We start from the raw sequence: 17,961 nt of genomic DNA, 5'->3' as shown, positions 1-17,961 counted from the left end.
CCCGCCGCCCCTGCAACAAGGCCCTGCTAGACGGCCCCTGCAACAAGGATCGCACCATGTTCCCTCGCCCGATGCTGTCCCCGCTGGCGCTGATGGCCGCGCTCGCCGCCAGTTCCACTCTTGCCGAGGAGCGCGAAGATGCCGCTGCTGAGGCCCAAGCCGAAGTCACCGTCCAGCCCGCCCCGCAGGCGCCTGCCTCCGGCGCGCCGCCCTTCGCCTTCGCGCGGCCAGTGTTCGACGAGACCTGGGCGACCATCGGCCTCGGCGTCGGGATGGTGCCGAGCTATGCCGGGTCGGACGATTACATCGCCTTCCCCCTGCCGCTGATCGTGGGCCGCGTGGGCGGGGTGGGGATCAGCCCCAACGGGCCGGGCTTCGTGCTCGATCTCAATTCGGCCAAGCCCTCCTTCGCTCCGCGCAAGGGGCCGCGCGTCGCCTTCGGCCCGGCGTTCCGGTTCCGCAACGATCGCAACAACCGCATCCGTGACGAGGTGGTGGCGCGCGCGGGCAAGCTTGATGCGGCGCTGGAGGTGGGCGGCAATGTCGCGGTGGCCTTCCCCAATGTGGTCAAGCCCTTCGACCAGTTGAGCCTCGGCGTGCAGACCCGCTGGGATGTGCTGGGCGCGCATGGCGGGATGATCGTCGAGCCGCAGATCAGCTACCGCGCGCCGGTGGGGCGCAGCTTTGCCTTGCAGGTGCAGGCGAGCGCCGAGTTCGTCGATGACAGCTTTGCCGACTACTACTTCAGCGTCAGCCCCGCGCAGGCGACCGCCACCGGCCTGCCGCAATTCCGCGCCGGGGGCGGGCTCAACCGCATCGGCACGGTCGCGATCCTGACATACGATCTCGACGGGAAGCCGCTGAACGGCGGCTGGGCGATCACCGGCATCGGCGGCATGTCGCGCCTGCTGGGCGACGCTGCCGACACGCCCTACACCGCCACGCGCGGCGATCCCAACCAGTTCATCCTCGGGCTGGGGCTCGCCTACACGTTCTGATCGGGTTTACTGCGGGAAGCGCTTGGCGAAGACCGCCTCCACGACTGCCACGATTTCCGCATCGTCGGCGGGGCTGAGCGGCTCGTTCTCCATCTGGGTGCGCAGGCGGTTGATCTGCGGGCTGATCCGCTGGAGCTTCAGCAGCGCCGGGTTGGCGAGCGCCTCACGGCCGATCGCCTCGATGTCGCTCTTGTCCATCTGGGCCATGCCCTTGGTCACGGCTTCGGTGATGTCGCCGCGCACCTGCGCCTCGGTCACCTGCTGTTCCTTCATGCCCGCAGCGATCACGCTTTCCATGTTGTAGTTGGAGATCACCCCGCTCATCAGCTTGCGGCCGAGATCCGAGCGATAGAAGGCCGCCACGCCGCTCGCCTCTTCGGGGGTGAGATAATCGGCCATCACCGCCATCATGCGCGGGCGATAATCCTTGGTGACGCGGTCATTGTGCCGGTCGATCACCGGACGCATCCCGGCGAGAATCTCGTCCACCAGCCCCGGGCTGACCGCCTCGGCCGCGCCGACATTGGGATCGGCACGCAGCTGCTGGCCGACCACCGCCATGGCATTGCCGAGCACGACTTCCTTGTCGACCGCGCCTTCGATCGCGATGATCAGATCGGAATAGGCGGGATGATCGGGCTGCGGATTGGCGAGCTTGCCTGCCGCGGGCGGCACTGCCACTCGGTTCTGCGGCGGGGCCATCGGCGGCGGGGCATCCTGTGCCATCGCCGGGGTGCCCAGCACCAGCATCGCCGCCAGCAGGCCGCGGCCATATCGCGTCGCAGAAATTCGGATCATTCAATCGCCCCTGTCTTCGTCTTGGAATCGCAGGCGAACATAGCCAGCCGCGCGGCGGCGCCCAAGCGAATAGTCTGATCGCCCGCGTTTTTCGTCGCAGCGCTTGCCTTGGCCGCGCGCGCGCGCCATCACGCTCGCCAAGGACTTGAGGGGAGAGAAACCATGCCGACATTCCGCCACCTCGCCATGGCCGCCGCCGCGCTGGCGAGCACTGCATTGGCAGGCCCGCTGGCCGCCGAGACCATCGCGATCCGCGCCGGGGCCGTGATCACCGATGCCGCGAGCGAGCCGAGCGGCCCGGCGACGATTCTGGTCGAGGATGGGCGGATCGTGTCGATCATCCCCGGCCACGATGCCACCGCCGCCGACCGCACGATCGACCTCGCCACCAAGACCGTGCTGCCGGGCCTGATCGATCTCCACACCCACCTCACCGGCGATCCCGGCGGCGATTTCTGGAAGGAAGCAACCGAGCCCGACGAATGGGGCGTGGTCGTGGGGGCCAAGAACGCGCGGCTGACCGCGCTTGCGGGCTTCACCACCGTGCGCGAGGCAGGCAGCGGGCGCGACACCGCCTTTGCGCTGCGGCGCGGCACGGCGGACGGGCTGGTGCCGGGGCCGCGCATCGTCGCGGCGGGACCGGCGCTGGCGATCATCGGCGGGCACGGCGACGTCAACGGCTTCCGTTCGGAGGTCAACGAGCTGCTCGATTCGGGCTTCACCTGCACCGGCGCGGTCGAATGCGCCGCGAAGGTGCGGCTCGCCAGCCAGAACGGCAGCGACGTGATCAAGATCACCGCCACCGGCGGCGTGCTCAGCCAGCAGGGCCGGGGGCTGGAGGCGCACTTCACCCCTGCCGAGATGAAGGCGATCGCCGACACTGCCCATTCGCTCGGCCTCAAGGTCATGGCCCACGCCCACGGCGCGCGCGGCATCCAGCAGGCCGCCGAAGCGGGCATCGATTCGATCGAGCACGGCACCTATCTCGATGAAGCCGCCGCGAAGGCGATGAAGGCCAACGGCACGGTGCTGGTGCCCACCCTGATGGCGCTTGAGGGCGTCTCCGAAGGGCTGGGCAAGGGCGTCTATACCCCGGTGGTCGAAGAGAAGATCCGCGCCGTCCAGCCGCTGATGGCAAGCCTCGTCAGCCGCGCGCGGCAATATGGCGTCACGGTCGCCTTCGGCACAGACGCGGGCGTCTACAGCCATGGCCGCAATGCCGAGGAACTGGCGCTGATGAAGAAACAGGGCATGACCGACCGCGAAGTGCTGGCCAGCGCCACCACCGTGGCGGCCAAGGTGCTCGGCATGGAAAACCAGATCGGCAAGCTCGCCCCCGGCTATTCGGCGGACATCATCGCGGTGGACGGCAATCCGCTGGCGGACGTGACGGTGCTGGAAGAGGTCGACTTCGTGATGGTGCGGGGCAAGGTGATCGAGTGAGGCTGCGTCCAGCGCTGTAACTTCCTCCTGCACGGCGGAGAATAACCGGGCAGCACGACAACTCTAGCACGAGCCCCGGGGGTCCTCCATGGAATTCACGCATCAGCGCACCGTTACGCTTGTCGCAATCCTGCTGATCGTCGCGGCGCTCAACCAGTCGGCATATACTGCGCTCTACATCGCGAAGGTCGATGTGCCGCGTCAGCTGTTGTGGGGCGGGGAGGGGCTGCTGTTCAGCCTGCTCGCCGCCTTTGCCGGTTCGGCGATGGTCAGGTCCAAGGGTCTGACGCTGGCGTTCTCGGCGATCGCCTTCAGCGCCGCGCTCAACGTGGTGCAGGTCGGCGTCGGTCTGACGATGTTCGGCCCCTTTGGCGAGGCGGCGGGCAAGGTCGAGGGCCTCGCCCCGGCGGCGGGGGCGGTGGTCGCCTATTCCTTCTTCGTCTACAACGCCGCCAAGCTGATGCTGGGCCTTGCCGCGCTGGTGGCGGGTCTGAGCGCGGTGGCGCGCGGCGGCAGGCTGCTTGGCGGAGTGACCGCGCTCGTCGGCGCGGTCGCGATGATCGCCAACACGCTGTCGATGGCGATGGGGCGCGACGTGCTCGGCGCGATCCCGCTGGCGGGCGGATCGGGCGTGTTGGCAACCTTGCTGCTGGCGCTGTGCCTGCTGGGGGCGGCCAAAGACGATTGATCGGGCGGGGAAATCGCTTTCCTGTCGGATAGCCGTTTGCGCAGCGAGCGCCTATCGTGACGGCATGACCAAGCTCGTGCCGGATCGGCTGACCATTCTCGTTGCGCTCGCCATCACGGCGGTCACCATCGCGATCCTGCTCGCCATGGGCCGCACGCCGATTTGCGAATGCGGCTATGTCAGTCTGTGGCACGGGCAGATCAACGATGCGGGCAACAGCCAGCATATCACCGACTGGTACACGCCCAGCCATATCATCCACGGCATGATCTTCTACGCGCTGGGCTGGTGGCTGTTCGTGAAGCGCGGGATCGGCGGGGCGCAGGGCTATCGCTGGGGCTTTCCGCTGGCGGTGCTGCTGGAGGCATCGTGGGAGGTGCTTGAGAACACCCCGATGGTGATCGGCCGCTTCCGCGCCGTAACTGCCAATTTCGGCTATTCAGGCGATAGCGTGCTCAACTCCTTCGCGGATATCGGCTGGATGAGCTTCGGCTTCTGGCTCGCCCTGCGCCTGCCGTGGCGCGTGACGCTGGTGCTGGCGCTGATTGGCGAACTGGTCGCGGGCTATGTGGTGCGCGACAATCTGACCTTGAACGTCATCATGCTGCTGTTTCCGATCGAGGCGATTGCAGAATGGCAGGCGGCGGGCGGGGTGGCGTGATGCTGGACTCAGGCCCTGCCTTGGCCTAATCCCCTCCCATCCCCGGGGAGCCTGCTTCATGGCTGAGAGGGGCAGGTAAGCTCTGCCCGACCCGTCGAACCTGAACCTGTTAACACAGGCGGAGGGAGTGGGCTGGTCGATTGCACCAATGCGCCCGCGCTCCATCCGTCTTCAAGGAGAGAGTAGCCGTGGCCGACTTCAAGCCATCAGACGATGCCATTCTGATCGCCGCCGCACAGCTCGCCGGCACGCTTGCCCAGCTGCGCGCCAAGGAAATGTCGCACCCCGACTGGCCGCATGGCGAATTCGACTATTCCAAGCAGGAGCGCCGCCTTGTCGACATGCTCGGCTGGGCAATCAAGAACATCAATCTCCAGATCAAGGACAAGTAAGATGGCCGACATCAACAGCCCCGTCGAAATCGGCGTCACCACCGGGCCGATCCGTGGCAGCCGCAAGATTTACGTCGGCGCGCGCACCGGTTCAGGCATCCGTGTCGCCATGCGCGAGATCGATCTCGAGGGGGGCGAGCCCTCCGTGCGGGTCTATGACACCTCCGGTCCCTATACCGACCCCGATGCCCATATCGACATCAACGCCGGGCTCCCGCAGCTGCGCCGCGACTGGATCATGGCGCGCGGCGATGTCGAGGAATATGATGGCCGCGAGGTGAAGCCCGAGGATAACGGCCAGCTCGGCCCCGATCGCTCCGGCGGCGTCCCGCAGTTCCCGAACGCGGTGAAGCGGCCCTTGCGCGCCAAACCGGGGATGAACGTCAGCCAGATGCACTACGCCCGCCGCGGCATCATCACCCCCGAGATGGAATATGTCGCCGAGCGCGAGAACCTGGGGCGCGAAATCGCGGCCGACATGGTGCGCGACGGGCAGAGCTGGGGCGCGGAAATCCCGACCATCATCACCCCGGAATTCGTGCGTGACGAAATCGCCCGGGGCCGCGCGATCATCCCCAACAACATCAACCACCCGGAAAGCGAACCGATGGCGATCGGGCGCAACTTCCTCGTCAAGATCAACGCCAATATCGGCAACTCCGCGGTGGCCTCGAACGTGGCGAGCGAGGTCGACAAGATGGTCTGGGCGACCCGCTGGGGCGCGGATACGATCATGGACCTCTCCACGGGCCGCAACATCCACGACACCCGCGAATGGATCATCCGCAACTCCGCCGTGCCGGTCGGCACCGTGCCGATCTATCAGGCGCTGGAGAAGGTCGGCGGCGTGGCCGAGGAGCTGACCTGGGAAATCTTCCGCGACACGCTGATCGAGCAGGCCGAACAGGGCGTCGACTACTTCACCATCCACGCAGGGGTGCGCCTCGCCTATGTCCCGATGGCGGCCAAGCGTGTCACCGGGATCGTGTCGCGCGGCGGCAGCATCATGGCGAAATGGTGCCTCGCGCATCACAAGGAGAGCTTCCTCTACGAGCACTTCGACGAGATCACCGAGATCATGAAGGCCTATGACATCGCCTACAGCCTCGGCGATGGCCTTCGCCCCGGCAGCATCGCCGATGCGAACGACGAAGCGCAATTCTCCGAACTCTACACGCTGGGCGAACTCACCCACCGCGCCTGGGCGCAGGATGTGCAGGTGATGATCGAAGGCCCCGGCCACGTGCCCATGCACAAGATCAAGGAGAACATGAAAAAGCAGCTGCAGGTCTGCGGCGAAGCGCCGTTCTACACCTTGGGGCCGTTGGTGACCGACATCGCACCGGGGTATGACCACATCACCAGCGGCATCGGCGCGGCGCAGATCGGGTGGTATGGCACCGCGATGCTCTGCTACGTCACGCCCAAGGAGCACCTCGGCCTGCCCGACCGTGACGATGTGAAGGTCGGCGTGATCACCTACAAACTGGCGGCCCACGCGGCGGACTTGGCCAAGGGCCATCCGGCCTCGCAGGTGCGCGACAATGCGCTCTCCAAGGCACGCTTCGAGTTCCGCTGGCGCGACCAGTTCAACCTCAGCCTCGATCCCGAAACCGCCGAGCAATATCACGACCAGACGCTCCCGGCCGAAGGCGCGAAGTCGGCGCATTTCTGCTCGATGTGCGGGCCCAAGTTCTGCTCGATGCAGATCAGCCAGGACGTCCGCGATTTCGCCGCCAAGCAGAACAGCAGCCCCGAAAGCTTCCTTGCCTCGGAAAAGCTCGGCGCGGACACCGCCGAGGCGAGCCGCCAGGCGGCCCTGAAGGGCATGGAGGAGATGAGCCGCCGCTACAACGAAGGCGGGCGCGAGCTCTATGTCGGCGCTGGCAACCGCGAGCATGATTGAGCCGCGCCAACCCCCCTCCCGCTTGCGGGAGGGGTAAGGCCCCTCAGCTGTTCTTCATGTTCTCCAGACCCTTGATCCCGCCGGGCTTGACACTTGGCTGGCTGGCGTTGGTCTTGGGGCCCTTGTCCTTCTTGGGCTTGCGGGTTTCGCGGCTTTTCTTGGCTTGGCCCTTGGCCATAGGATGTTCCCATCAGGGCGGAATGCCCGCCCGCAGCCTTGCGCCTTTGTGACGCATCCGTCAATCAAGACGAAATAGTGAAGAAATCAAATTCAATACAAGTATTGTAAAAATGCTGATTGGCACCATATCAGTATGGCTACCAGTCAAACATGGATCTTAACCAGACAATAAATTTGTCGGCCTATTCAAACGCGGCTTTTGGCCCCGGGCACAAGTCATCACACCTGATGGCCCGCGCGGACACAAAAGGAATCATCATCATGACCCATTATGGCAAGATCAAGTCGTACGACAGCGCCAAGGGTGCCGGGATGATCACGCCGGACAAGGGCGGTGACGCTCTGGCCTTCAACAAGTCCGACCTGCAGCAGCAGGCCCAGGAGCCCAAGGCCGACCAGCGCTACGGCTACGAAACCAAGCAGGTCGATGGTGGCAAGGCACACGCCATCAACCTCCAGATGGAACAGGGCAGCGGCGACAGTTCTGCCAAACAGCAGGGCTGACCGCCGGTCAACCTGACCATTGTCGGGGGCTTCCGGTTCGCCGGGAGCCCCTGATCACGTGCGCGCCCCGCACGACCCTCCTGCCCAAAAGGCCCTCGCTGCCATGGATCTCAACCAGCTGCTCCACGCGCACCAGATCGCGCTGGTGGGAGAGAGCCGCGCCACCACCCGCGCGGGCCGCGACGCCTTTGGCGATGCGATCACCCTGCTCGCCGCCCGCATCCGCCACACCCGCACCATCGCCGGAGCCGACGTCACCGCAGCCCGCTTCGTGGTGGGCGAGCCGGTCGAGCATTACCGCGACAGGTGAGCGGGGCGATGCGCGCCCTAGCGCGCCATCGCCACCATCACCCGGTCGAGCGCCTGCAGGAAGCGCGAGCGGTCCGCCTTGCTGAAGGGCGCAGGCCCGCCGCCCACTCCGTCCATCCCGGCACGCAGATCGGCCATGATCGCGCGCGTCGCAATCGCGCCGCCGATGCTGGCGGGGGTGAATTCCTCGCCATTGTGCTTGAGCACCCGCGCCCCGGCCTTGAGACAGCGCTCGGCGAGCAGGATGTCGCCGGTGACGACCACGCATGTGCCTTGGGGCAGAGCCTCCGCCGCCTCGGCAATCCAGTCATCCGCCGCATCGAAGCTGTCGGAGACCACCACACGCTTCACCCGCGGGCTGTCGGGAATGCGGAAGGGGGCGTTGCTGACGACGCGGACCTCGGCGCGGAAACGCGCGGCGACGCGGTAGATCTCGTCCTTTACCGGACAGGCATCGGCGTCGATCAGAATGGTGACGGAGGGCATGGGGTGGGCTTAGCGGAGTGGGGCGGGGGGCGTAAGGGGGGAGGCGTCGCGCTGCGGAGCGCGGGGTATGCGCAGCATTGTGGAGGTGCGGGTGCCTTAACCGACTCCTGTAGCACACCGGCTACGCCGTTCTCGGCGTCAGCGTAGACTTCTAGCCATCCTGACTGAGTTCAATCTGATGGAGAGGAATTGGACAGCTTATCAAGACGAATTCTGTAACGGCTAAGAGATGTGCTCTTTACATCCTCAATCACCTCTGCTTCGTCGAAACCATCGTTAAATATTAAAGTGAAAACCTTGGTGAAGTCTAGATCGCCAAGGAGCGATGATGCTGTGCTTCCGATTCTGGTTTTTTTGAATTCGCCAGTTGCCCTATGCCCTAGCATATGACCCTTAAAAACACATTCATATCGAGATGTTGTCGTGATTGCTGAAGATAGTGCAAGAGCGTTGTTTTTTACGACATATTCGTATCTTGCACTGAAGATATTATCTGTTATCTCAATAATGAAATCACCGTGTGGGCCACTCCAAATTTGATTAACGTTTGGAATACGATCTTTGCAAATGGCGGTCCCCAATTCGCGATACCATTCAATTTTTGACGATGCTGTATCGAGAATTTTTTTCACAGTCGTATTTTCATTTTCCTCTATGTCCCGCAGTTCCGCATATGCCTCACCAACGTTTTTGTGTGGATTGGCATCTTGAAGTGCTTTTTCAAGCCTTTCACGAGCCTCATTGACGAATCCTGCCTGCATCAGGCGATAAGCTAGATTGCTCATGGCTAGCGTGTTTCCGTCTTCCGCCGCCTTTCCGTAGGCTGCGACTGCCCGTGCGGGCACTGAAAGACTCTGGTATGCGACGCCCAAATTATTCCATGTAAAATTAGTTCTGCGCGCATAAGGAATTGCAGTGTAATGATGCAATGCCATTTCCTGATTTCCGAACTCGGAATGAGCATAAGCTAACGAAAATCTCGCATCATCGTCACCGGGTGAAATCAAAACAACTCTTTCTAGGGCCTCGATTTTTAAGGACGAGTCACTAACTTCGTCTGCATATAAAGAGAGGGCCTTTAAGAATGAAATCTCAATGGCAATGTCAGTTTTAATATACTGCTTTGCCTGCTCAATCAGGGTTGATCCACTCTTTAAATCATTGGCTCGTGCGTAACCAATTGCCGCTTCCATAAGATGGCTAACCATCTCAAACGTATCTTTGGTTTTTTCTGCCGCTAATACATAGTACTGAGCACTAACGCTATTTTCTTTATAGATACGAAGCGCCGACGCATAATATGAAAGTATTTTGGGGTTGTCGGGATATTTTTGCACGCAATCTGCAATTTCGGAAAGATTGCCTGAGCTGCTGAATATTAGTTTCGATTCTTCGCATTTCGCCTTCCATTCAGAAAGTGCTTCGTCGGTTTGCCCGTGCGTCGAGGCAGCAAAGGCATTACTAATTTCCTCTGCTCGATCGAATTCATTTGTTGCCAATAGCCAAATGTATTCTTGGAGATAAGCGTTAAAACTCCAAGTCTCATCAGGATTTCGATCGATGTCTATAGAAACTGGGCGCTCGCTTTTATTTAAAGGCGCGAAATCAGTTTCATTTTCTAACTCTGTAGAGTTATCTAATGAAGTAAGTTTAGTAGGGTTTAGGGCTTTCAGCATTTCAAGGAGCTTACCGAAGGCCTTTTCGGGGGCTTGGCGGCTGAAAGTTATATACTCCACGTCACCTTGAAGGCTTCCAGGAAGGCGGCAACCCTCTTCCAGCAATATGACCATTGACATCGCTCGACCGATCGCGATGCCTATCTCTTGAATGAGCCAATCTGAAGTTTTCCAAGTCAAATGATCTTTTCGATAAACTGAAAATCCAAGCAAATTAGATTGAGCAGATGGATCGACGACAAATTCTTTCTTCGTACAGATTCCAATAAAAGTATTGGAATCTGCCATTAATCTCTGAACTTTATTTGCCAAAATTTCTGGTTCTGCCGCTTGTGCGTTTTGATATACGAAAGAAGGCAGTACACCACGTATTTGCTCGAACATTTTTAAAAAGGACGAGATTAATAGCTCGTCGTCTTCCGTGAAGCTGTGGCCAACGAAAGCTTTAATTTGCTGCATGTCTATCGGTTAGCATTTTCTTTCTGAATTGAAAGCGCTTCGTTCGTGAGAGGTGGAATGGCCGCCCCCCTTTCCTACACCCCCCACCCTGAGTCATCCTCCCCCGATGACCAGCGCCCACACCCCCCGCTCGCCCCGCGCCGCAGCTGCCAAGCTCCGCGCTGTCCCCGATTCCGCCCCCGAGACCGCGCCGCCCCGTGAACGGCGGCCGCGCTCGGATGGGTGGTCGCTTGATATGCAGGCGGCGTTTCTGCGGGCGCTCTCGGCGACGCACTCCGTGAGCGAGGCGGCGCAGTCGGTGGGGCGGTCGCGGCAGGCGGCCTATCGCTTGCGCTCGCGGCTCAAGGGTCAGGCCTTTGATCTGGCGTGGGAGGTGGCGTTTCACCATTCCTTCGATGTGCTCGCCCACGCCGCGCTCGAGCGCGCGCTCAACGGCGTCGAGCGGCCGGTGTTCTACAAGGGCGAGCAGGTCGGCTCTTATCGCCGCTATGACGAGAGCCTGACGCGGGCGCTGCTGCGGTCGAGCACGATGGGCGGCAATCCGGTGTTCGGGCGGCTGAAGCCGATGGCCGAGCGGCATGCGCGCGATTTCGAGAGCCTGCTGGCGAAGATCGCCAGCGGGGCGACGGTGGCAACCGGGGCTTTGACCCCCGAAGACCCCGACGAATTCGGCCATTCGGAGGATTTCGCGCGCGAAAACTTCTGTCCGTCCGGCTGGTCGGATGACGAACTTATGCGGACATTACAAGAGAATGGGTGGAAGAAGGAAAAGTGACACGGTGTCACCTTTGTAACGCTTATTTGGTTTGCGTGCCCGCCTCCGCGGGCACGTCCTCGGTGCGTTTCCTTCGCTTCGCTACGGAGCACCTGCGGCTCGCGCGCGTGCGCTCGCGGCCCCTCGCGGGGCCGGATCAGCGTGACAATCCGGCTTTGCCGATGCCTCGGTCCGCCAACGGACGGACCGCAAGGCCGACCGGCCGCCCGCAGGTGCTCGATCCCTGCGGGATCGAAACGCACCGAGGACGAGGGCGCGGAGGCGCCTTCGGAAAACAAATTCCCCCCCTTCCTCGCGCATCGGATCGGGTGCCCGCAGGGGGCCGATTAGGTGATCGGGGCAAGCTGTGCTACACAGTCCCCGCTGACGTCGAAATTTGCGACGGACTTCGAAATTTGCGCTCCGCCGCTTGCCCTTGGTTTCAACCTCATGGCCCCGGCGTTAACCAGACGACGACTTCCTTTCATCGGACGATACGACGCACTAGCCACGCGGCGCTGTGCCGTGTGGACACTGATTGTTCTTGAAAGGAACACCCCATGACCACCAAGACCGGAACCGTGAAGTTCTTCAACACCGACAAGGGCTATGGCTTCATCCAGCCCGACGACGGTTCGTCGGACAGCTTCGTCCACATCACCGCCGTGCAGGCCGCCGGCATGCACAGCCTCGAGAAGGATCAGCGTCTGAGCTTCGAACTCGAGCGTGGACGCAACGGCAAGGAAAGCGCCGTGAACCTCGCGGCTGCGTAAGACTTCCGGCGGGGCGGGGTGCTGATGCAGCATCCCGCCCGCCACCTTCGATACCCGCCCGCCCTCTCCCCTCCCAAGGCAGGACACCCCCCATGGCCCAGACCTACGAATTCTACTGCGAACGCGCCGACGAAGCTGCGGCGCTTGCCGACAAGGCGATTCTCGAGAACGTGCGCGAGCGGGAGCTGCGCTCGGAGAAGACCTGGCGGGGCCTCGCCGAACAGGCACGCAAGACCGCTGAAGAGCGCGTCAAGGCCGATCGCATCCGCGCCGAAAAGCGCGAAGCCGAAAGTCTGATTCAGGGCACCGCCTGACCGATAGTTCTGGCAAGCGGGGCTTTGCGCTCCCATATCTCCCTTGGGCAACAGAAAACTGACCCCCAAGAAGGAGAGACATTCATGAGCACCATGCAGTTCCAGTTCAACACCGACAGTTCGGTGATGGGCACGCAGGAAGTCGCCGCGCGGATCGAAGCGCAGGTGCGCAAGCGGCTGGAACGCTTTGCCGACCGGCTGACGCGGGTCGAGGTGCATGTCACGGATGTCAACGGCCGCAAGCATGGCGCGGACGACAAGCATTGCACGATCGAGGCGCGCCCGCGCGGCGGCCGTCCGGTCGGGGTGACCGGCAAGGCTGCCGATGTCGATGCGGCAGCGCGGATTGCCGCCAACACCATGGCCGAGCGGCTTGAACGGATCTTCGGCAAGGCCGCGCGCCATGCCCACGATCCCTCACCCGACAAGCAGATCTGAGCGATTTTTCGGGCGTAAGGGGCCTCAGGCTTCCTTGCGCCCGAACACCCGCGCCCGCAGCCCGCGCCCACTGAGGCTCGGCAGGCCCGGACGGCTCGGGGTCGGACGGACCACCGGCGCGGGCGGCGGCGGCGGGGCTTCGGGCGCGTCGGCATGGCGCACTTCGAACCGTCCACCGATGCCCTCGGCCAGCTTGCGCTTCTGGAACCACTCGTTGGCGAGCGCCATGCGCGCATCCTGATCGACCGGCATCAGATCGGGCGGGAAGGCTGTGTCGTCGATCACGCGGGTGTCGGGCACATGCTGGGGCGAGACCAGACCGTGGGCGAGGTGCTTCAGCGGCACCAGCTCGTAAAGCGGCATGTCGGCAGGCGAGGGATCGACATCGCCGATCATCGCGCCCTCATCGTGATGCAGCACCCTGTAGGACAGGCTGCGATCCTCCGGGCCGAAGGTGTCGCCATCGGGGATGACGTAGCCGTTCGGCACGGTCGCGATCCGCAGAAAAGTGAAGATCGTCTCGACATTGGCGAGCCACGGCAACACGCTCGGCTCGATGATGACCTCGCGCCCGAGCCAGTGACGCGCTCCAAAGGTGCGGATGCCGACCAGCGCGTCGTCGCCGGGAGCGGGGCGGGGGCCGAACAGCTGGGGGTGAATGTGGAGCGGGCCCGGAAGCTCCGGATCGGCGGCCAGCTTGTCGAACACCTCGCCGCCGAGCAGCAGATCGGACTGGGTCCAGTGCACCGCCAGCGGCATGGCGTGCTCGATCGCGATCCGCGCCATCAGCGCGAGCACTTGCAGGCGGCGCTCGAACTGCTCGCGCGTCGCGCCCGAGGGCGGGCGGCCGATCGCTTCGAACATCGCGGCAATCTTGGGGTCGCTTTCGACGCCGCCCAACACCCCATGCGACACCTCAAGCAGGATATGGGTCTGCGTCCGGTTGAGGCGGTCGCGGATGTCGGGGGTGACGATGCCGGTATAGGGCGAGGACAGCGTCGGGCGGAACACCTCGGGCGCGCAGGGGTGCTCGCAATATTCGAAGGTCACCATCAGCTCTTCAGCCGGATGGAACAGCCGGTAGAAGCGCCCCGGATTGGCCTCCGACAGGCTGAAAGCCACCGGAGTGCGCATCCCCTCGATCCGGGTGAAGCTGCGCATGATCGCTTCGAGATCGTGGACCTGCCGGTCGAACAGCAGGGCCGCCTGCAAGCGATTGGGGTAGAGCATGGAGCGCGAACCTCTGGGCGTATTTTCGGGCGACCCTAGCGGCTGGCAGTAAATGCCCGCTTAACCCCGCGGCGCGAAGTGCCCGGCCCTGCCGCGTGTCACCCGCCCGCGCCGATCCCGCATTCTCCCAGCAGGCCGTCGATCGCCTTGGCCACGCCGAAGAACCCTGCCTTGGCGAGCGGCCAGGTGGCGCGGTCGAGATCGCCGAGCAGGGTGATCACCCGCCCCTCGGCAGCCAGCGAGGCGAGGTCGGGCCACAGCGCATCCCGCGTCCATCCGGTGGGGAGGTAAGGGAGGGCGATCCGCTTCACCCCCGCCGCATCCAGCAGCGGGGCCAGCGGCTCGCCTGCGCGCCATTCCGCCGAAGGGCAGCCGAAGGCAGAAGAAGCCTCGGCCATGCCGCTGGCGAGCGCGCCTTCGGCAAAGTTGCGGGCGTGGTCGCCGAGGCTTCCCGGCGAACGCGCCTCGGGCCGCGCGGCGCCGATCACCAGCGCGGGCGCTGCGGGGAGGGCGAGCGGAGCGTGGTGCGCGGCTTCGTCGTGCAGCAGCAGGGCGAAGGGCTGCGCGAAGTCGGCTTCGCTCACCGGCCCCGGCAGGTCGAGCCGCTGGCGGGTGTAGTCTTCCGGCTCGGTCAGCGGCTCCGCCTCGTCCCCCGCGAGCCCATCGGCAGACAGTGGGCCTTCGGGCCGCCCCGAAGTGTAGCGCGCGATATTGTCGGCCCGCGCAATGTATTGCTTGCCCTTGGTGTGCAGCCCCGCGACCCAGCGCCACGACAGCGTGTTCGAGGCCGCATCGCCGTCCATCAGGTGCTTGAGGAAGAAATCCGCGCCGAGCCGCCAGTCGAGCTTCAGCGTGAAGATCCAGATGCTCGCAAACCACATCCGCGCGTGATTGTGGAGGTAGCCGGTCGCGACCAGTTCCTCCGCCCAGACATCGAAGGCCTCGATCCCGGTGCGACCCTCGGTCGCTTGCGTGTATGCCGTGCGCAGGCCCGCATTGGCATCGACCGCCGCGAGCGCCCCGTCACGCGCCGTAACATAGTCTGCCCAGATCGCCGGACGCTGTTCGAGATAGCCCTTGAAGTAGATCCGCCAGAACACCTCGGCGATGAACTTCTCCGCCGCGCTCGGGGAATGCTGGCCGAGCACCGCCTCCAGCACCTCGGCCTCGCGCAGCAATCCGGCGTGGAGCCAGGGCGAAAGCTGGCTGACATTGCCGCGCCCGCTATCTTCGCGCGGCCCGTCATCAGCATTGCGGGTTTCGGCATAGCGGCGACCGGCGGCGGGGAGAAACTCGGTGAGGCGCGCCTGACCGCGCGCGCGGGTGGGGGTAAAGTCCATGGGCAGCCAACCCCTTGGCGCATGTCTGGTTCCGGCCTATTGCCGCATCAGCCGAGGAGAGACGCCGATGATCCGCACCCCTGCCGCGCTCGCCGCGCTGATATTCGCCGCTGCCTGCTCGCCCGCGAAGACCGACGGCATCGACCCCAAGGGCAAGTCTTTCGATGCAGTCGCGCCGGACGAAGTCGTCAACCTCATCGGCACCGAGCCGTTCTGGAACGTCACCATAACCGGCAAGACCGCTCGCTACAGCAACCCCGATCACCCCGAAGGCTTCGACTTTGCCGTCACCCGTTTTGCGGGAAACGGCGGGATGGGATTTTCCGGCACGCTGTTCGAGGAGCCCTTCACCGCCACGCTCACCCCCGGCCAGTGCAGCGATGGGATGAGCGACCGGCGCTTCCCCTTTGTCGCCACTATCGCTTTGGGCGGGGAGACAAGGGAGGGCTGCGGCTATACGGATAGTCAGCCGTTCACCGGCCCCGCTGCGCCCTAGCGCGCCGGGCCAGACAAGGGGGGGAAAGCCATGACCATCACCGGAGGCTGCCTGTGCGGCGCGGTGCGCTACACCTGCGAAAGCGATCCGCTGCTGTGCGTCACCTGCCATTGCAAGAACTGCCAGCGTCAGGCGGGCAGCGCGCTGTCGGTGATCATCGGCGTGCCCGAGGATGCGGTCAGCTTCGAGGGCACGCTCAAGACCTATAACGACACCGGCGACAGCGGCGCTACCGTCAGGCGGCAGTTCTGCCCCGAGTGCGGATCGCCGGTCTTCACCCGCGTCGAATCGCCGCCCGGTATGATGTTCATCAAGGCCGGGACGCTGGACGATACCAGCATCCTCAAGCCCGCGATCCACTGCTATGCCAAGAGCAAGCAGGACTGGGTCGATCTGGGCAATATCCCGGCTTTTGCGACGGTACCTGACGGGCTCTAGAACAAGCCTGGCAGCTCGCGCTGGGCGGCATTGGGGCGATCGGGCTGGAGCGGCTGGCGCTCGGGCAGGTCGAGGCCCTGCCGGATTCGCTGGCCTTCGGTCAGGCCACCTGCGGTGGTGCCGCCGCCGCCCGCGGTGATCGGGGTGCAGGCCCGCCCGCCGAGGAAATCGAGCGCCGCCGCGATCGAGGCCTCCCGCGGATCGCCGAAGGACCGCGAGATATCGTCGCCCGCGCGGCAGGTGTTGGGCACCACGCTGGCAAGGCCGGTGTAGTATTCACCCTGATTGTTGGCGTTGACCGTCTGGAATGCCACCGCCCGCACACGCAGATCGCAGGCGGGCAGATCGAAACCGCCCTGTCCGACTGGCTTGCCGAAGGAATTGGCCCCGACCAGCGCCATGTTGGTGCCGAGATAGGGGATCAGCGAATTGGTGACGAGCTCGCTCGCCGAAGCGCTGGAACCGGTGGTGATGACCGCGACCTTGGTCGGCGCGATGGCGTTGGGTTCGGGCCGGAACAGGCGGGTTTCGTTCTCTGCCGCCTTCGAGGGGCGCAGCACGGTGCGGCTCCACACCTGCCCGGTGCGCCCGGCGCCCATCAGGTCGCCCATCGTATCGGCGACACTCACCAGCCCGCCGCCATTATAGCGCAGGTCGATGATCAGCTCGGTCACGCCCTGCGCGGCGAACTGGCCATAGGCAGCGCGCAGCTGGGTGGCGGCATCGGCGATGATGAAGGTGCGCAGATTGATATAGCCGACCCGCTTGCCACCGTCGTTGAGGACCACCGCGCCGTAGCGATCCGACACGGGATCGAGCGGGAAATCGGTCTTGGTGATGCTCCGCTCGATCACCGCGCCGCCCGGCTGGGTGAAGCGCAGCACGCGGGTTGTCCCCGCGGTCGAGGGGCCGAGCGCATTGACCACCGCCTGCACCCCGCCATTGGCGAACAGGCTGCTCACCGTCTGCAGATCGGCGCTGCTTGTGCCGATCGCGGTAATCTCGCTCCCCCGGTCAAGCCCGGCGCCAAAGCCGCTTGCGCCTTCGTAGGCCTCCTGCACAAACACCCGCCGCGCCGCTGTATCGTAGAACAGGCGAATGCCGAACCCGGCCGAAGAGCCCGAATTGATCAGCGCGTTTTCCTCGGCGATCGAGGTGGCGAAGGTGAAGCCGCGGTCGCGGTTCTGCGCGCGGGCCGGAGCGACGCGGGCATCAAGGAAGCTTTGCACCGAATTGAAGCTGGCCGGGTTGGCCGGAGCCAGCAGATCGGGGAAGAGATACCACTCGTTGAGCACGCTGTCGGCAAAGTCCTGCTGCGCGCGCAGCGAACAGGCCGCAGGCGTCGGCGTGCCGCCGCCACCCGCGCCTCCGCCGCCGCCGGTCGGCGGGGCAGATGAGGACGATCCCCCTCCGCCACAGGCCACAAGGCTGACCGAAAGCAGAAGGCTCAAAGCAAGGCGTGCGGACTTCATCGGGGCGACCATCTCCGAAAGAATTGCCCGGACGAGGGGGGTGTCCGGCGCGCCAGAAATGCATGGGCGCGACCGCAAGAGCAAGCGGGATAAGGGGAAATCCGCAGTCAAACGGGCAAAAGCGTGACCTTTTTGCCTGCATTTGCAGGGTTTTCCGCAGAAAGCGGGCAAAATCGCCTTGCCAAGTCTCGTCTCGGCCACCCGAA

21 protein-coding genes and 1 riboswitch are annotated in these 17,961 nt (G+C 64.0%); of the genes, 14 read left to right on the top strand and 7 right to left on the bottom strand.

The genetic code is table 11. The features are described from left to right. Positions 1–56: 56 nt before the first annotated feature. Entirely contained in the window at positions 57–998 is a 942-nt protein-coding gene (locus tag BZF59_RS05275) for a MipA/OmpV family protein (RefSeq protein ID WP_086607206.1), read from the top strand. A gap of 6 nt (positions 999–1,004) precedes the next feature. On the opposite strand, the gene BZF59_RS05270 is transcribed toward BZF59_RS05275, so the two are convergent. Continuing rightward, positions 1,005–1,796, bottom strand: a complete 792-nt coding sequence (locus tag BZF59_RS05270) for a DUF2059 domain-containing protein (protein ID WP_086607205.1) — start codon at positions 1,794–1,796, stop codon at positions 1,005–1,007. A 162-nt stretch (positions 1,797–1,958) separates the two neighbouring features. Here BZF59_RS05270 and BZF59_RS05265 point away from each other — a divergent pair, with 162 nt between their 5' ends. The 5 genes from BZF59_RS05265 to thiC all read left to right on the top strand — a co-directional run bounded on the left by BZF59_RS05265 (position 1,959) and on the right by thiC (position 6,886). Further along, a complete protein-coding gene (locus tag BZF59_RS05265; protein ID WP_086607204.1) occupies positions 1,959–3,239 on the top strand; it encodes a metal-dependent hydrolase family protein in 1,281 nt (426 codons plus the stop codon). Between the two features lie 88 nt (positions 3,240–3,327). After that, positions 3,328–3,927 (top strand): CBS domain-containing protein, encoded by a 600-nt coding sequence (locus BZF59_RS05260; protein ID WP_086607203.1) that lies wholly within the window; start codon positions 3,328–3,330, stop codon positions 3,925–3,927. Positions 3,928–3,991: 64 nt separating this feature from the next. Continuing rightward, on the top strand, positions 3,992–4,588 hold the full coding sequence (locus BZF59_RS05255) for a DUF2585 family protein (RefSeq protein ID WP_086607202.1): 597 nt from the start codon (positions 3,992–3,994) through the stop codon (positions 4,586–4,588). A gap of 33 nt (positions 4,589–4,621) precedes the next feature. Next, positions 4,622–4,734, top strand: a riboswitch (TPP riboswitch). Positions 4,735–4,776: 42 nt separating this feature from the next. Beyond that, positions 4,777–4,980: a hypothetical protein gene (locus BZF59_RS05250; RefSeq protein ID WP_086607201.1), complete on the top strand. Its 204-nt coding sequence runs from the start codon at positions 4,777–4,779 to the stop codon at positions 4,978–4,980. A gap of 1 nt (position 4,981) precedes the next feature. Continuing rightward, positions 4,982–6,886, top strand: a complete 1,905-nt coding sequence (gene thiC / locus BZF59_RS05245; RefSeq protein WP_086607200.1) for a phosphomethylpyrimidine synthase ThiC — start codon at positions 4,982–4,984, stop codon at positions 6,884–6,886. Between the two features lie 43 nt (positions 6,887–6,929). On the opposite strand, the gene BZF59_RS16475 is transcribed toward thiC, so the two are convergent. Continuing rightward, positions 6,930–7,064, bottom strand: a complete 135-nt coding sequence (locus BZF59_RS16475) for a hypothetical protein (protein WP_281251634.1) — start codon at positions 7,062–7,064, stop codon at positions 6,930–6,932. A 263-nt stretch (positions 7,065–7,327) separates the two neighbouring features. Between BZF59_RS16475 and BZF59_RS05240 the strand changes: the two genes are divergently transcribed. After that, the gene (locus BZF59_RS05240; protein WP_086607384.1) at positions 7,328–7,570 is read left to right on the top strand and encodes a cold-shock protein; all 243 of its coding nucleotides are present in this window, start codon (positions 7,328–7,330) and stop codon (positions 7,568–7,570) included. Positions 7,571–7,673: 103 nt separating this feature from the next. Then, positions 7,674–7,880 (top strand): hypothetical protein, encoded by a 207-nt coding sequence (locus BZF59_RS05235; protein WP_086607199.1) that lies wholly within the window; start codon positions 7,674–7,676, stop codon positions 7,878–7,880. A 17-nt stretch (positions 7,881–7,897) separates the two neighbouring features. On the opposite strand, the gene BZF59_RS05230 is transcribed toward BZF59_RS05235, so the two are convergent. Together BZF59_RS05230 and BZF59_RS16005 are read right to left on the bottom strand one after the other, a co-directional pair. After that, positions 7,898–8,365: a YaiI/YqxD family protein gene (locus tag BZF59_RS05230; RefSeq protein ID WP_086607198.1), complete on the bottom strand. Its 468-nt coding sequence runs from the start codon at positions 8,363–8,365 to the stop codon at positions 7,898–7,900. A 170-nt stretch (positions 8,366–8,535) separates the two neighbouring features. Then, positions 8,536–10,500, bottom strand: a complete 1,965-nt coding sequence (locus tag BZF59_RS16005; protein ID WP_143738098.1) for a tetratricopeptide repeat protein — start codon at positions 10,498–10,500, stop codon at positions 8,536–8,538. Between the two features lie 106 nt (positions 10,501–10,606). Between BZF59_RS16005 and BZF59_RS05225 the strand changes: the two genes are divergently transcribed. From BZF59_RS05225 to BZF59_RS05210, 4 genes are all read left to right on the top strand, one after another. Next, positions 10,607–11,275 carry a hypothetical protein gene (locus BZF59_RS05225; RefSeq protein WP_086607197.1) on the top strand — a complete coding sequence of 223 codons (669 nt, stop codon included), beginning with the start codon at positions 10,607–10,609 and terminating at the stop codon, positions 11,273–11,275. 539 nt (positions 11,276–11,814) lie between these two features. Beyond that, positions 11,815–12,027, top strand: coding sequence for a cold-shock protein (locus tag BZF59_RS05220; RefSeq protein ID WP_086607196.1), 213 nt, complete (start codon positions 11,815–11,817; stop codon positions 12,025–12,027). Between the two features lie 92 nt (positions 12,028–12,119). Next, positions 12,120–12,341, top strand: a complete 222-nt coding sequence (locus BZF59_RS05215; RefSeq protein ID WP_086607195.1) for a hypothetical protein — start codon at positions 12,120–12,122, stop codon at positions 12,339–12,341. 84 nt (positions 12,342–12,425) lie between these two features. Next, complete coding sequence (locus BZF59_RS05210; RefSeq protein WP_245806035.1) at positions 12,426–12,779, top strand: HPF/RaiA family ribosome-associated protein; 354 nt, start codon at positions 12,426–12,428, stop codon at positions 12,777–12,779. Positions 12,780–12,803: 24 nt separating this feature from the next. On the opposite strand, the gene BZF59_RS05205 is transcribed toward BZF59_RS05210, so the two are convergent. Next, complete coding sequence (locus BZF59_RS05205; RefSeq protein WP_086607193.1) at positions 12,804–14,009, bottom strand: hypothetical protein; 1,206 nt, start codon at positions 14,007–14,009, stop codon at positions 12,804–12,806. Positions 14,010–14,107: 98 nt separating this feature from the next. Continuing rightward, entirely contained in the window at positions 14,108–15,349 is a 1,242-nt protein-coding gene (locus BZF59_RS05200; protein ID WP_086607192.1) for an FAD-binding domain-containing protein, read from the bottom strand. Between the two features lie 67 nt (positions 15,350–15,416). Here BZF59_RS05200 and BZF59_RS05195 point away from each other — a divergent pair, with 67 nt between their 5' ends. Together BZF59_RS05195 and BZF59_RS05190 are read left to right on the top strand one after the other, a co-directional pair. After that, a complete protein-coding gene (locus BZF59_RS05195) occupies positions 15,417–15,845 on the top strand; it encodes a COG3650 family protein (protein ID WP_086607191.1) in 429 nt (142 codons plus the stop codon). 30 nt (positions 15,846–15,875) lie between these two features. Then, on the top strand, positions 15,876–16,283 hold the full coding sequence (locus BZF59_RS05190; protein WP_086607190.1) for a GFA family protein: 408 nt from the start codon (positions 15,876–15,878) through the stop codon (positions 16,281–16,283). On the opposite strand, the gene BZF59_RS05185 is transcribed toward BZF59_RS05190, so the two are convergent. Next, positions 16,280–17,755 (bottom strand): S41 family peptidase, encoded by a 1,476-nt coding sequence (locus BZF59_RS05185; protein WP_086607383.1) that lies wholly within the window; start codon positions 17,753–17,755, stop codon positions 16,280–16,282. The two genes, BZF59_RS05190 and BZF59_RS05185, sit on opposite strands and share 4 nt — an antisense overlap. Positions 17,756–17,961: the final 206 nt, after the last annotated feature.

The organism is Erythrobacter donghaensis (assembly GCF_002155425.1).
In the GTDB taxonomy this organism is placed as follows: Bacteria; Pseudomonadota; Alphaproteobacteria; order Sphingomonadales; family Sphingomonadaceae; genus Erythrobacter; species Erythrobacter donghaensis.
This window is presented reverse-complemented; position numbering and strand designations above follow the sequence as displayed.

What these genes read in the sequence shown, in the direction of transcription:
- BZF59_RS05275 (WP_086607206.1), top strand. Translation starts at nt 57, where the DNA reads ATGTTCCCTCGCCCGATGCTGTCCCCGCTGGCGCTGATGGCCGCGCTC.
- BZF59_RS05270 (WP_086607205.1), bottom strand. Translation starts at nt 1,796, where the DNA reads ATGATCCGAATTTCTGCGACGCGATATGGCCGCGGCCTGCTGGCGGCG.
- BZF59_RS05265 (WP_086607204.1), top strand. Translation starts at nt 1,959, where the DNA reads ATGCCGACATTCCGCCACCTCGCCATGGCCGCCGCCGCGCTGGCGAGC.
- BZF59_RS05260 (WP_086607203.1), top strand. Translation starts at nt 3,328, where the DNA reads ATGGAATTCACGCATCAGCGCACCGTTACGCTTGTCGCAATCCTGCTG.
- BZF59_RS05255 (WP_086607202.1), top strand. Translation starts at nt 3,992, where the DNA reads ATGACCAAGCTCGTGCCGGATCGGCTGACCATTCTCGTTGCGCTCGCC.
- thiC (WP_086607200.1), top strand. Translation starts at nt 4,982, where the DNA reads ATGGCCGACATCAACAGCCCCGTCGAAATCGGCGTCACCACCGGGCCG.
- BZF59_RS16475 (WP_281251634.1), bottom strand. Translation starts at nt 7,064, where the DNA reads ATGGCCAAGGGCCAAGCCAAGAAAAGCCGCGAAACCCGCAAGCCCAAG.
- BZF59_RS05240 (WP_086607384.1), top strand. Translation starts at nt 7,328, where the DNA reads ATGACCCATTATGGCAAGATCAAGTCGTACGACAGCGCCAAGGGTGCC.
- BZF59_RS05235 (WP_086607199.1), top strand. Translation starts at nt 7,674, where the DNA reads ATGGATCTCAACCAGCTGCTCCACGCGCACCAGATCGCGCTGGTGGGA.
- BZF59_RS05230 (WP_086607198.1), bottom strand. Translation starts at nt 8,365, where the DNA reads ATGCCCTCCGTCACCATTCTGATCGACGCCGATGCCTGTCCGGTAAAG.
- BZF59_RS16005 (WP_143738098.1), bottom strand. Translation starts at nt 10,500, where the DNA reads ATGCAGCAAATTAAAGCTTTCGTTGGCCACAGCTTCACGGAAGACGAC.
- BZF59_RS05225 (WP_086607197.1), top strand. Translation starts at nt 10,607, where the DNA reads ATGACCAGCGCCCACACCCCCCGCTCGCCCCGCGCCGCAGCTGCCAAG.
- BZF59_RS05220 (WP_086607196.1), top strand. Translation starts at nt 11,815, where the DNA reads ATGACCACCAAGACCGGAACCGTGAAGTTCTTCAACACCGACAAGGGC.
- BZF59_RS05215 (WP_086607195.1), top strand. Translation starts at nt 12,120, where the DNA reads ATGGCCCAGACCTACGAATTCTACTGCGAACGCGCCGACGAAGCTGCG.
- BZF59_RS05210 (WP_245806035.1), top strand. Translation starts at nt 12,426, where the DNA reads ATGAGCACCATGCAGTTCCAGTTCAACACCGACAGTTCGGTGATGGGC.
- BZF59_RS05205 (WP_086607193.1), bottom strand. Translation starts at nt 14,009, where the DNA reads ATGCTCTACCCCAATCGCTTGCAGGCGGCCCTGCTGTTCGACCGGCAG.
- BZF59_RS05200 (WP_086607192.1), bottom strand. Translation starts at nt 15,349, where the DNA reads ATGGACTTTACCCCCACCCGCGCGCGCGGTCAGGCGCGCCTCACCGAG.
- BZF59_RS05195 (WP_086607191.1), top strand. Translation starts at nt 15,417, where the DNA reads ATGATCCGCACCCCTGCCGCGCTCGCCGCGCTGATATTCGCCGCTGCC.
- BZF59_RS05190 (WP_086607190.1), top strand. Translation starts at nt 15,876, where the DNA reads ATGACCATCACCGGAGGCTGCCTGTGCGGCGCGGTGCGCTACACCTGC.
- BZF59_RS05185 (WP_086607383.1), bottom strand. Translation starts at nt 17,755, where the DNA reads ATGAAGTCCGCACGCCTTGCTTTGAGCCTTCTGCTTTCGGTCAGCCTT.